14 protein-coding genes are annotated in these 12,217 nt (G+C 69.0%); 6 read left to right on the top strand and 8 right to left on the bottom strand.

What is annotated here, in order from left to right:
* Positions 1–8: 8 nt before the first annotated feature.
* Positions 9–311, bottom strand: a complete 303-nt coding sequence (locus DI526_RS11820) for a hypothetical protein (RefSeq protein ID WP_304277864.1) — start codon at positions 309–311, stop codon at positions 9–11.
* A gap of 75 nt (positions 312–386) precedes the next feature.
* Complete coding sequence (locus DI526_RS11815; protein WP_304277861.1) at positions 387–974, bottom strand: SCO family protein; 588 nt, start codon at positions 972–974, stop codon at positions 387–389.
* Positions 975–1,048: 74 nt separating this feature from the next.
* Here DI526_RS11815 and DI526_RS11810 point away from each other — a divergent pair, with 74 nt between their 5' ends.
* On the top strand, positions 1,049–2,449 hold the full coding sequence (locus tag DI526_RS11810; protein WP_304277857.1) for an ActS/PrrB/RegB family redox-sensitive histidine kinase: 1,401 nt from the start codon (positions 1,049–1,051) through the stop codon (positions 2,447–2,449).
* Positions 2,450–2,525: 76 nt separating this feature from the next.
* Positions 2,526–3,083, top strand: a complete 558-nt coding sequence (gene spdR, locus DI526_RS11805) for a stationary phase response regulator transcription factor SpdR (protein ID WP_304277854.1) — start codon at positions 2,526–2,528, stop codon at positions 3,081–3,083.
* 176 nt (positions 3,084–3,259) lie between these two features.
* Here the strand turns inward: spdR and DI526_RS11800 are convergent, their stop codons facing one another.
* The 3 genes from DI526_RS11800 to DI526_RS11790 are packed head-to-tail and all read right to left on the bottom strand — an operon-like array spanning position 3,260 to position 5,041.
* Entirely contained in the window at positions 3,260–4,045 is a 786-nt protein-coding gene (locus DI526_RS11800; RefSeq protein WP_304277852.1) for an SDR family oxidoreductase, read from the bottom strand.
* Between the two features lie 43 nt (positions 4,046–4,088).
* Positions 4,089–4,373 (bottom strand): 4a-hydroxytetrahydrobiopterin dehydratase, encoded by a 285-nt coding sequence (locus tag DI526_RS11795; RefSeq protein ID WP_304277849.1) that lies wholly within the window; start codon positions 4,371–4,373, stop codon positions 4,089–4,091.
* A 26-nt stretch (positions 4,374–4,399) separates the two neighbouring features.
* Positions 4,400–5,041 carry an HAD-IA family hydrolase gene (locus DI526_RS11790; RefSeq protein WP_304277928.1) on the bottom strand — a complete coding sequence of 214 codons (642 nt, stop codon included), beginning with the start codon at positions 5,039–5,041 and terminating at the stop codon, positions 4,400–4,402.
* A 125-nt stretch (positions 5,042–5,166) separates the two neighbouring features.
* Between DI526_RS11790 and DI526_RS11785 the strand changes: the two genes are divergently transcribed.
* Together DI526_RS11785 and DI526_RS11780 are read left to right on the top strand one after the other, a co-directional pair.
* Positions 5,167–7,224, top strand: coding sequence for an AsmA family protein (locus DI526_RS11785; RefSeq protein ID WP_369691988.1), 2,058 nt, complete (start codon positions 5,167–5,169; stop codon positions 7,222–7,224).
* Between the two features lie 193 nt (positions 7,225–7,417).
* Positions 7,418–7,693, top strand: a complete 276-nt coding sequence (locus tag DI526_RS11780; RefSeq protein WP_304277847.1) for a YjhX family toxin — start codon at positions 7,418–7,420, stop codon at positions 7,691–7,693.
* 146 nt (positions 7,694–7,839) lie between these two features.
* Here the strand turns inward: DI526_RS11780 and rsmD are convergent, their stop codons facing one another.
* Both rsmD and DI526_RS11770 read right to left on the bottom strand, forming a co-directional pair.
* A complete protein-coding gene (gene rsmD, locus DI526_RS11775) occupies positions 7,840–8,403 on the bottom strand; it encodes a 16S rRNA (guanine(966)-N(2))-methyltransferase RsmD (RefSeq protein ID WP_304277845.1) in 564 nt (187 codons plus the stop codon).
* Entirely contained in the window at positions 8,403–9,035 is a 633-nt protein-coding gene (locus tag DI526_RS11770) for a TMEM175 family protein (protein WP_304277843.1), read from the bottom strand. Before DI526_RS11770 ends, rsmD begins: the two co-directional genes overlap by 1 nt.
* Positions 9,036–9,158: 123 nt before the next feature.
* Here DI526_RS11770 and DI526_RS11765 point away from each other — a divergent pair, with 123 nt between their 5' ends.
* Entirely contained in the window at positions 9,159–10,130 is a 972-nt protein-coding gene (locus DI526_RS11765; RefSeq protein ID WP_304277842.1) for a CPBP family intramembrane glutamic endopeptidase, read from the top strand.
* A gap of 106 nt (positions 10,131–10,236) precedes the next feature.
* On the opposite strand, the gene DI526_RS11760 is transcribed toward DI526_RS11765, so the two are convergent.
* Positions 10,237–11,508 (bottom strand): pseudouridine synthase, encoded by a 1,272-nt coding sequence (locus DI526_RS11760; protein ID WP_304277841.1) that lies wholly within the window; start codon positions 11,506–11,508, stop codon positions 10,237–10,239.
* 56 nt (positions 11,509–11,564) lie between these two features.
* On the opposite strand from DI526_RS11760, the gene tadA reads away from it, so the two are divergent.
* Positions 11,565–12,062: a tRNA adenosine(34) deaminase TadA gene (tadA, locus tag DI526_RS11755; protein WP_304277839.1), complete on the top strand. Its 498-nt coding sequence runs from the start codon at positions 11,565–11,567 to the stop codon at positions 12,060–12,062.
* The last annotated feature ends 155 nt before the right edge of the window (positions 12,063–12,217 follow it).

Below are 12,217 nucleotides of genomic sequence, written 5' to 3'. Positions count from 1 at the left end.
GACGGCGCCTAGCGAAAGCCGGCGGTGACAATGCCGATCCCGTATGCCGCCCAAGCCACGATGGCGACGATCTGCAGCTTGCGCATGCGGCCGGTGATCGCGCTCAGGGCGGGATCACCGAGCGCCTTGTCCCGCTTCTTCAAAACGAAGCTGAAGATCGCGTTGTCGATGAACAAGGCTTTATCGGAAAGCTGTAGCCACAGCGCGGGATGGCGGGCGACCAGAGCGCGTCGGACCTTCCGGACAAGATAGAACTGGCCCAGCACGCATCCGAAAAACACCGCGAAGGGAACGAGGAGAAAGAGCGGCAAAGCCAACCTCGGTGGAAGCGGACATTTCGAGCTTAGCTTCGCGGGGCGGCGCCCGAAAGACCGAAGCCCTCAGGCCTAGTCCATCGCCGCCTTGATCCGCGCGGCGATGTCGGCCGGCGGCTGGTTGTAGGGGATCACCGTCCTGAAGCGGCCCTTGGGGTCCATCAGGTAGATCGCCGTCGAGTGGTCCATGGTGTAGCCCGGCCCCGTCCCGACCTTGGCGTAATAGACCTTGTAGGCCTTGGCGGCGGCGTCGACCTGACCTTGCGTCCCGGTCAGGCCGATCGTCGATTTCGGCACATAGTCGGCCGACAGGTAGGCCTTCATCTGGGCGGGGGTGTCGCGCTCGGGATCGATCGAGACGAAGACGATCTGCAGGTCCTTGGCCTGCGGGCCGAGCAATTCCGTGGCGGCCGCCAGGCCCTGCAGCGTGCCGGGGCAGACATCAGGGCAGTAGGTGAAGCCGAAGAACACCGCGCTCCACTTGCCCTTCAGCACCTTTTCCGTCGCCGGGGCACCGTTCTGGTCGACCAGCTGGAAGGGACCGCCCACGGCGGCGGCGGCGGGCGGCTCGCGCAGGCTGTTGGCGCGCCAGGCCAGGCCGCCGACGACAAGCAGGCCCAGAAGGCAGACGACGATCAGGACGAGGCGTTGACGCGGCATGGGCTGTGCATCCTTTTGTTCTGGATCGGCCTTTTGCACTCGCAAAGCGCGCAAATCTGGACAATCCTGCAGTCATGGCTGACGTCTCGTTCGCTGGAACGCCCGAGGATCAACGCCGCAGCGGGCTCGATAGGCCGGGTGACGAGCCGACGCAAGACGACGCCTGGAGCTGGACGGCGCCGGGTCTTCGTCGCAGCCGGCTGAGAGTGCGGACGCTGCTGGCCCAGCGCTGGGCCTGGGTGGTCGGCCAGACCACCGCCCTGCTGATCTCGGGCCTGGCCTTGAAGATGCACGTGCCCTGGGCGATGTGCTTCACGCTCGTGGCGCTGTCGGCCTGGCTGAACGTCCTGCTGGGCCTGGCCTCGAACGGCCAGAGACTGGCCCGCGACGGCGAGGCCACCGCCCAGATCGCCTTCGACATCCTGCAGCTGTCGGCCCTGATCTATCTGACCGGCGGGGCGCACAATCCCTTCGCCCTGCTGCTGATCGCGCCGGTCACCCTGGCGGCCGCGACCCTGCCGGCGCGCTATGCGATCGCCCTGGGCGCCCTGGCGATCGCCGCCTCGATCCTGCTGGCGATCTTCCACATGCCGCTGCCCAGCATCAACGGCGAGCCGATCCCGTTCGCGCCCAATCCGCTGACGCTGTGGTTCGTGGTGACGGCGCGGATCGTCGGCATCATCCTGACCGCCGCCTACGCCTGGCAGGCCGCCAGCGAGTCCGCCCGCATGGAGCTGGCCCTGAACGTCACCGAGACGGTGCTGGCCCGCGAGCAGCGGCTGTCGGCCCTGGGAGCGTTGGCGGCGGCGGCGGCGCACGAGCTGGGCACGCCCCTGGCCACCATCTCGGTCGTCGCGCGCGAGATGGCGCGCAACACGACCAACGAGGAGGTCCGCGAGGACGCCGAGCTGCTGATCGGCCAGGCCGCCCGCTGCCGCGAGATCCTGCAGCGCCTGACCGAGATGCCCGAGGCCCAGGACGCCGTCCACGAGCGCATGAGCCTGGTGCAGCTGGTGCAGGACGTCATCGAGCCGCACCTGGTCCACGGCATCCGGGTGGAGGCCGTCGTCAACGGGCCGTCGGGCGAGACCGCCCCCGACATCTGGCGCCGGCCCGAGATCATCCACGCCATGACCTCGATCGTCGAGAACGCCGTCGATTTCGCCCGCAGCGAGGTGATCGTCATCGCCCGCTTCGACCCGCGCCACATCGTGATCGAGGCCCGCGACGACGGCCCCGGCTTCTCGCCCGAGGTGCTGGCCAAGCTGGGCGAACCGTACGTGACCACGCGTCCGGGCGCGGAAGGTTCGCGTACCGGCCATATCGGCATGGGCCTGGGCTTCTTCATCGCCAAGACCTTGCTGGAACGGACCGGGGCGACGGTGGATTTCCGTAATGGACGTCGCGGCGGCGCCGTGGTGTCCGCGCGTTGGCCGCGCGCCGCGCTCGAAGCCCCTGGCTATACAGGGGCTTGAGTTATGGTGCGGATGCGCGGAAGGATGGTGCGAGGACTTGGCGCGTTGAATATTAGCGCGGGGAGGCGCTGACTTCATGGCGGATATCGGTGAGCTGGTTTCGGCGCTGCCGGACAAGACTCTGCTTCTGTTGGACGACGACGGCCCGCTGCGGACCCGTCTCGGCCGCGCCCTGGAGCAGCGCGGGTTCGAAGTGACGCTGGCGGCTTCCGTGGCGGAGGCGCTGACGATCCTGCGCGCCGAGGCGCCGGCTCACGCGGTGCTGGACATGCGGCTCGAGGACGGCTCGGGCCTGAAGGTCGTCGAGGCTGTGCGCGACGCGCGCCCCGACGCCAAGGTCATCATGCTGACCGGTTACGGCAACATCGCCACCGCTGTCGCGGCGGTGAAGGCCGGGGTGGTCGACTATCTCTCCAAGCCGGCCGACGCCGACGACGTCGCCCGCGCCCTGCTGGCGGCCAAGGACGCCGCCCCCGCCCCGCCGGAAAACCCGATGAGCGCCGATCGCGTGCGGTGGGAGCACATCCAGCGCGTCTACGAGATGTGCGGCCACAATGTCTCGGAAACCGCCCGCCGCCTGAACATGCACCGCCGGACGCTCCAGCGAATCCTGGCGAAAAGGGCGCCGCGGTAGGGCGCCGTCTCCCCTCTCCCCTTGCGGGAGAGGGTGGCCCGTCAGGGCCGGGTGAGGGGTAGCACCGACAGAAACGCCGCGACGGCCGATCGGCTGTCGCGGCGTTTTCGTTGTTCAACCCTCATCCGTCGCCTACCGGCGACACCTTCTCCCGCAGGGGGAGAAGGGCTTCCGCCTCACATCGCCGAAATGCCGCCGTCGACCTTGATCTCGGCGCCGGTCATGAACTTGCTCTCGTCGCTGGCGAGATAGAGCACCGCATTGGCGATGTCGGTCGGCTCGCCGATCCGGCCCATCGGCACCTGGCGGGCCAGCTTGGCGAAGGCTTCCTCCTTGCCGAAGCGGGCCGAGAAGCCGTCCAGGATCGGCGTGTCGATGAAGGTCGGGTGGATGGAGTTCGAGCGGATGTCGAGCTTCATCTTGGCGCAGTAGAGCGCGATGTTCTTGCTGAGCAGCCAGACGGCCGCCTTGCTGGCGTTGTAGGCCGGCGAATTGCCGTTGGCGATCAGGCCGGCGATCGAGCTCAGATTGATGATCGAGCCGGGCTGGTGGGCCCGCATGTGGGTCAGGGCGTGCTTGGCGCCCAGGAACACCGAGTCGACATTGACCGACATGACCTTCTTCCAGAGGTCGAAGTCGAGGCTCTCGATCGGGCCGTCGCCGCCGATCCCGGCGTTGTTGACCAGCACCGACAGGCCGCCCAGGTCGCCGACGGCCTTTTCCAGCACCGCGATCCACTGGTCTTCCTGGGTGACATCCAGCTGATAGGCGAAGGCCGTGCTGGCGCCGTGCCTGGCGTTGATCTCGTCGGCCACGGCTTGGGCGCCCGCCAGGTTGAGGTCGGCCAGGGCGACCTTGGCGCCCTCCTCGGCCAGCCGGCGCCCCGCCGCCGCGCCCAAGCCCTGGGCCCCGCCGGTGATGAAGGCCTTCTTGCCGGCGACCCGGCCCGTGCTCTGCGCCATGCGGCGTCCTCCCGATTATAATTCAAACGGGAGTTTGAATTCTTCAGGCCGCGCTGTCCATGAACTTCGCCAGCGTCACGTCGAGATCCGTCACCCCGTCGGCGTCATGGGTGGTCAGCAGCACCTCGACGCGGTTGTAGACATTGGACCACTCCGGGTGGTGATCGAGCTTGTCGGCCATCAGGGCCACGCGGGTCATGAAGCCGAAGGCTTCGTTGAAGTCGGCGAAGCGGAAGGTCTTGCTGATGGCGTCCTTGTGGTCCGGCGCCACACTCCAGCCGTCGAGCTGGGGGGTCGCGGCGGCCGCGCCGATACGGGGACGGGACATGGTTCCTCCGGGAAAGTCTGGCCCTCTCAGAACGCCAATCCGGTCGCTTCGGCAAGGTCCGCCAGCAGCTGGTCTTCGCTGGAGACCTTGATGGCGGTCATGCCAAGCGCCGCCGCCGGCTTGCAGTTGATCCCCAGGTCGTCGAGATAGACGCACGCCTCCGGCGCGACGCCCAGAAGCTCGCACATCATCTGATAGATGCGCGGGTCAGGCTTGCGGACGCCGGCCTTGGAGCTTTCGATCACCGCGTCGAACAGGCTCATGATCTCGCCGACCGCCAGCGCCTTCTCGGCGCTCTGGGCCATGCCGGGACCGTGGCCGGTGGGGACATTGTTGGTGATGCAGCCGACCTTGAAGCGGGCCTTGCAGGCCTTTAGCGCGTCCATCACCCGGGGCCGCAAGTCGCCGTAGAGCAGCGGCAGCACCTCGGCGCCGCGCACGGCGTGGCCCAGCCGCGTCGCCTCGGCGAGGAAGAGCCCATCGAACGCCGCCGCGTCGATCTCGGCGCGCTCGAACCTGGCCCAGGCGTTCACATCGGGATCGGTGGCGTTGACCGTGCGGATGAAGTCCTTCGGCAGCCCACGTTCGGCTTCGTAGCGACGAAAGGCCTCGAACGGCGAGGTCGTGAACACGCCGCCGAAATCCCAGATCACCGCCTCGATCGCCATCTTCCGCCCCATCAAACAATTGTTTGAGCGCGACGCTAGCCGCCCGTCGCGCCAAGGGGAAGGCCCTGGCAGGGAACATGACCACCGCCTTCGCGCGTTAGGAGGGTTCAACCGGAGCCACGCCCCTGTCGACCGCCGACGTCCCCCTGCCGCCAAGGCCTCCCCGCCATCCGCTTCGCGGCCTGTCGCGGCGCGCCCTGATCGGGATCGGATCGGCCCTGGCGCTGACCGCGGCGATCATCGCCTTCCTGGTCATCTTCGACTGGAACTGGCTGCGCGGTCCCCTCGCCCGCTTCGCCTCGGCCCAGCTGCAGCGCGAGGTGGCGATCACCGGCGACCTGCGGGTCCACCCCTGGTCGTTCTCGCCCAAGGCCGAGGCCTATGGCGTCCGCATCGGCCAGCCGGACTGGGCCCGGAAGGCCGATCCCCAGGCTGGCCAGATGGTCCAGCTCCAGCGCATCGCCGTACAGGTCAAGATCCTGCCGCTGCTGCGCGGCGACGTGATCATGCCCTTCCTGGCGCTGGACAAGCCCGACGTGCGCCTGCTGCGCGACAAGGACGGCAAGGCCAACTGGACGTTCGGCGCCCGCAAGAGCGACAAGCCGCTCAAGCTGCCGGCCATCCAGCGCTTCGTGATCAACGACGGCAAGCTGCGCTACGAGGACCGCCAGCGGGGCACGCTGTTCGTCGGCTCCGTCAACGCCCAGGAGCGGGCCGGCGAGCGCGGCGGCCGGTTCGTGCTGGAGGGCGACGGGACCCTGAACAAGTCACCGTTCACGGCCGAGGTCAGCGGCGGGCCGCTTCTGAACATCTCGCCCAGCCGGCCCTATCCGTTCGACGCGCAGGTTCGCGCCGGCGCGACGCGGGTCGTCGCCCACGGCCAGGTGACCAGGCCCTTCGACCTGGGGCGCTTCGAGACCGACCTCACCGTGTCCGGCGCCGACCTCAACCGTCTGCACGACCTGACCGGCCTGACCCTGCCCAACACCCCGCCCTACCGCGTCTCCGGCCACATGGTCCGCAAGGGCTCGCGATACGACTTCCAGAAGCTGGCCGGGCGCATCGGCGACAGCGACATCGCCGGCCAGATGTTCGTCCTGACCGATCGCGAGCGGCCCTATCTGGAGGCGGCGCTGCGCTCCAGGCGCCTGGACTTCGACGACCTGGGCAGCCTGGTCGGCGCCGCGCCGGCCACGGGCCGCGGCGAGACCGCCTCCGCGGGCCAGAAGGTCGAGGCCGCCCAGCGCGACGCCACCCAGCGGCTGCTGCCCGACGCCACCCTGCAGACCGAGCGCGTCCGCGCCATGGACGCCAAGGTCACCTATCGCGCCGAGACGGTGAACGCGCCCAACCTGCCGCTGCGCAAGGTCAGCGTCGACGCGGTGCTCGACAACGGCGTGCTGACCCTGGACCCGCTGGCCGTGACCTTCTCGCGCGGCGACCTGCGCGGCAAGGTCCGCCTGGACGCCCGCCCGGCCGTGCCGCGCACCGATCTCGACGTGCGCCTGACCAATGGCCGGCTGGAGGAGTTCATTCCGATCCAGAGCGAGGGCAAGCCGGCCATCTCGGGCACGGTCATGGCGCGCGTCAGGCTGAGCGGCGTGGGGAACAGCGTCCATCGCGCGGCCTCGACCGCCAATGGCGAAATGACCGTCGTCGCCCCGCGCGGCGAGATCCGCCAGGCCTTCGCCGAGCTGCTGGGCGTCAACGCCTCCAAGGGCCTGATCCTGCTGCTGTCGAAAAGCGACAAGGAAACGCCCGTCCGCTGCGCCGTCGCCGACTTCTCGGTCAAGAACGGCGTCATGACCACCAACCACCTGGTGGCCGACACCGGCGTGGTGCTGGCGCGCGGGCGCGGGACGATCAATCTCGAGACCGAGCGGATGGACTTCCGCATCGAGGGCGACAGCAAGAAGCCGCGCCTGGTGCGGCTGTTCGTGCCGATCACCATCAAGGGCCCGTTCCTGGCGCCGAAGGTCGGCCTGGACGCCAGCAAGGCCGTCGGCCAGGGCGGCATCGCCGCCGCGCTGGGCTCGCTGGTCAATCCGCTGGCCGCCCTGCTGCCGTTCTTCACCACCGGCGAGGCCAAGGACGCCGACTGCGCCAGCCTGGTCAGCGACGCTCGCCAATCGGGCGCGCCCGTGAAGGTGTCGCAGACGACGCCAGCCAAGCCGAAGCAGTAGGGCGCTTGAGCTTGGCCCGCCTTGGCGCCATGCTCCGCGTCATCCGAAGCCCAGTGTGGTTCATGTCCGAGATTGTGCGCGAGGTCCGGGCCTAACAGGCTCCGAACCTCGGTTCGAAAGTCGATCAGGCCCGTTTCCGCCCGCGTCCCCGCTGGTGGACGCGATCGTACGCCTCGATCTCTCGGACAATCCCTTGAACATCTCAAAGCCGCAGCAAAGGACGCTGCACGCCCTGGCCCAAGGCGGCCGGATCGACCTCGAACGCGACGAGGACGGCCGCATTATCGCGGCCTATTGCGTCACCCGCGACGGCTGGACCCTCACCGACTGCACGGTCGGGATCTTCCAGTCGCTGAAGAGGAAAAGGCTGATCGCCAGCCAGGATGGCGGCCCCTATCGCATCACGCGACAGGGCCTGGCCAACCTACGCGCCCAACTCGACAACCGGGTAGGCGCGAAGGCCTGGTGACATGGCTCGGATTAACCCGTTTCGTGTCACCCCGGCCGTAGCGAAGCGAATAGCCGGGCCCCAGGGGTGGCCTCACCGCCGCTAGCCCCTGAATCCCGGATAGCCTCTTCGAGGCTTCCGGGATGACACGGGTCTATTGGCTGACTCTACAGGGCCTTGAAAAACAGGACGCGCGCGGCGCCGTAGTCGCGCGCGTCGATCTGTTCGAAGCCCTCCAGGACGGGATCGGGCTCGCCCCGGCCGCGCTCGAACATCAGGATCGCGCCGGGGGCCAGCCAGTCATGGGCCTTCAGCTCGGCCACGGCCTTTTCGCCCAGGCCCCTGGCGTAGGGCGGGTCGAGGAAGGCGATGTCGAACGGCGCGCCGGCGCTGGCCGGACGGGGGCCAAGGTCGGTGGCGTCGCGGCGATGCACGCGGGTGACGCCGAACAGGGTCATGGCGTCGATGTTCTCGCGGATCGCGCCGCGCGCGGCGTCGTCGGTCTCGACGAACAGGCAGAAGCTGGCGCCGCGCGACAGGGCTTCCAGACCCAGCGCGCCGGAGCCCGCGAACACGTCGATCACCCGCGCGCCGTGCAGTTCCGGCGCCCAGGCGGCGTGCTCCAGGATGTTGAAAACCGCCTGCCGCGCGCGGTCGGAAGTGGGGCGGGTGGCGTCGCCCGGCGGCGCGACGATGGCCTTGCCGCGATACTGGCCCGAGACGATGCGCATCAGGCGGCGGCCTCCGCCCGCGACAGACGAGCCACCCAGCCGTTCAGCCAGCGAAGACCAAGCAGGATCGCCGCCATGACGGCCCAGCCCCAGGGGTAGACCAGGCTGAAGAAGCTCAAGCCGCACATGAAGCCCGGGAGCAAGGCCACGCGCAGCATGACGTACAGCGCCTCGGCCTTGGGCGTAGGCTCGGCCAAGCCGCCGATGAACGCCGCATAGGCCCATAGAAGAGCGATCGCGACGCCGATCGCCGCGACCAGCCCGACATAGATGGGCAGGGCTTGTCCGCCGTGTTGCTCCCACAGCAGCTCCGTGCCGAGCGGCAGAAGCGCCACCAAGGCCAGAACCAGGAAATTCAAGACGTCGAGGACGCCGTTGGCGGCGCGCAAGCGCTCGAAAATCCGGCGGTGGCTCATCCAATAGATGCCGACGACCGCGAAGCTGATGGCGTAGGCCCAAAGCTTGACGCCCATCTTCGCGAACAGATCGCCAATGCCGTTCCACGCGTGAGGCGGATGGATCTCGATCGCCAGGAGGGTGATGGCGATGGCGAACACGGCGTCCGAGAACAGCACCAGACGGTGCAGGTGCGCGCCGCCACCGTCGCCCTTGCCCGAATCCCGATCGCTCATCGTGTTCCCCTTACAACCCGTAACCGGATGTGTGCCGTCCCGGAGGCGCCGCCGCAAGCGCGCGCTTTACAAGTCGCCCGCCGCCCCCTCTTAGTCGGCGTCGAAGGGAAGGGCGATCGAACGATGCGCATGGGCGATATCCTGGAGGCGGCGAGGCGTTCGCCCTTTCTGGGCGACCTGTCGCCGTATGATCGCGACCCATGGCGCAGCCTGTTCGCCGTGCCGGTCGGCGTGCTGGCCGGCGCCGTGGCCGCCCTGCTGGGCGCGATCACCGCGACCCTGGCGGCCCTGCTGATCGTCAGCGGCCTGGACGGCGCGCCGGCCGCCGGGGACCTGTTCCAGATCTTCAGCGATCCGACCCTGACCGATCCTTCGGCGCGACAGTCGCTGTTCCTGCTGGCGGTGCTGGCCGGGGTCAATCTGGGCGCGGCGGTCGGCTTCGTCTATGCCGCCGGCGCGATCCACCACCGCAAGATCACCGAATACGTCAACAGCGGCGGCCGCTTCCGCAAGCGCCTGCTGGTCGGCGGCCTGCTGATCGTCGGCGTGGCCATGAGCGGCCTCGTGGCTGTCGCCGCCGTCACCGGCCAGACCATCGAACCGCCGCTGTGGCGCACCGCGCCCAACCTTGTCGGCCGCACCCTCTACGCCGCTATGGCGATCGGCCTGCTGGTCCTGGCCGCGGCGGCCGAGGAGCTGGTGTTCCGGGGCTGGCTGCTCAAGCAGAGCGCGGCCTATGTCCGTGATCCGATCCTGCTGATGGCCCTGAACGGCTTGTTGTTCGCCGCCATCCACCTCGACCCCAATATCGACGCCTTCCTGGTCCGCGCCGCCATGGGGGCGGGCCTGACCTGGATGGCGCTGCGGCTGGGCGGCATCGAGCTGGGCATCGGGGCTCACGCGGCCAACAACGCCGTGATCCTGCTGCTAGTCCGCCCGATGACCACCCGCCCCGACGCGCCGCACGAGTTCAAGGCGGGGCTGATCGCCAGCGCCCTGCTGATGCTGGCGGGCCTGATCGGGGTGGCGGAACTGGCCGCCCGCTGGCCGGCCCTGCGCCGCTGGACGCGGCTGCAGAGCCCGGCGACGGCTTAGAGCCCTTAGCCTGAAATCGGAATCGACTTCAGGCGGTTAAAGGCTCCAAATCAAAGACTTAGAGCATGAGGTCAGCCGAAACCGGTTCCCACTTTCGGCCACACGCCTAGCGTTTCGGCCCGCCGCGCGGGGCGGGCCCGCGTCCGGTCGCGGGACGGGCGCCCCCAGGCCGCGCGGGCGGGCGCGCCATCGGCTTGCCAGACGTCTCCGACACCCGCCGCGCCGCGCCGTCGACGGTCTTCGGGGCGGCCTTTCCGTCCGGACGGGTGACCGGCTTGCTGCGCGCGACGGGCTTTCTGTCATCGATGAACTTGGTCTCGATCGACTTGGCCGGCGCACGCTTGGGCTTGGCGGCGCCCTTGGCCGGCGCGTGCGGCGAGACCTTCTTTTTGGGCTTGGCCCATCCGGCCTTGTAGACCGGCTTCTCGGGCTTTTCCGGCGCCTTGGGCTCGAGCACGCGATCGGCGCGCGGGACGCCCCGGCGCTGCAGGTCGCCGCCGCCGTCGGTGCCCGGCGCCTTCACCGGATTGGCGATCCCGGCGAACTTCGGACGATCGCCGGTCGGCATGTTCTCGGGCGGCACGACGCCTTCCAGCAGCTCGCGGATCACCCGGGGGCCGACCTCCTCGATCTGGCCAGCGGCGAGGGCGCCGAGCGCGAAGGGGCCGTAGGACATGCGGATCAGGCGATTGACCTTCAGGCCGATCGACTCCAGCACCTTGCGGACCTCGCGGTTCTTGCCTTCCGACAGAGAGACCGTCAGCCAGATATTCTTGCCACCGCCGGCCTTGTCGTGCGCCTTGTCCAGCTTGACCTCGATCGGGCCGTACTTGACGCCTTCGACGATGACGCCGTCCTTCAGGGTGTCGAGCTTGGCCTGGGTGGTGTCGCCGAAGGCGCGGGCGCGGTAGCGGCGCACCCAGGCGTTGCTGGGCGTCTCCAGAGCGCGCGACAGCTCGCCATCATTGGTCAGCAGCAGCAGGCCCTCGGAGTTCAAATCGAGGCGCCCGACCGAGATCAGGCGCGGCAGGTCCTTGGGCAGGGTCTGGAACACCGTCGGCCGGCCCTTGGGGTCGTTGTGGGTGGTCATCAGGCCGGTGGGCTTGTGGTAGCGGAAGATCCGCGTCGGCTCGCGCTCGGCCACCAGCTGGCCGTCCACCGTGAGAAAGTCGCCCGGCTTGACCTTGATCGCCGGGGTGGTCAGCACCTTGCCGTTGATGGCGACGCGGCCGGCCTCGATCAGCCGCTCGACCTCGCGCCGCGAGGCGACGCCCGCCCGCGCCAGGGCCTTGGCGACCCGCTCGCCGGGACCGCCGTCGAGCTCCCCGTCTTGACCATCGAGTTCAGGCTCGTACAGGGGATCGTGGGGTTTGGTCATTTTTGGCGTCCGTCTTGGGCTGGGCGCATCTCGCGATGGGCTTTTCAGGTCAGCTAATGCGCACCGATCAGGACGAGGATCAAGGCTCCGAGCAGGACAGGCGGATGATGCGCCTGGCGCTCGACGCCGCTCGCGCGGCCGCCGAGGCGGGTGAGACGCCGGTCGGTGCGGTGATCCTGGATCCGAAGACGGGCGAGATCATCGCCACGGCCGGCAACGGACCCATCGCCGCCCACGACCCCACCGCCCACGCCGAAATCGCCGCGATGCGCGCCGCGGCGGCCAAGCTGAAGAACTATCGCCTGACCGACCTGACCCTGGTCGTGACGCTGGAGCCCTGCGCCATGTGCGCCGGGGCGATCAGCCACGCGCGGATCGGGCGCGTGGTGTTCGGAGCCGAGGACCCCAAGGGCGGCGCCGTCGTCCATGGCCCCAAGTTCTTCGCCCAACCGACCTGCCACTGGCGGCCGGAGGTGACGGGCGGGGTGCTGGCGCAGGAGAGCGCGGAGCTGCTGCGCGGCTTCTTCCGGGCGCGGCGGAAGAGCAAGGGCTAGGTGAATCGCCATCATTAACCGCAATTCCCCGACTTCCCCGGCGAATGCCCGGGGCCCAGATTCAGCCGGAGCGCGTGGGGTTTCGCGACATTCCGCAGCGCTAACTGGATTGTCGCGCGCGGGTTCGATCTGGGTCCCGGCATTCGCCGGGAAGG

It is taken from the genome of Caulobacter segnis (genome assembly GCF_003243465.1).
GTDB lineage: Bacteria > Pseudomonadota > Alphaproteobacteria > Caulobacterales > Caulobacteraceae > Caulobacter > Caulobacter segnis_A.
Note: the sequence above shows the minus strand (reverse complement) of the source record. Positions and strands in the feature narration are given on the sequence as shown.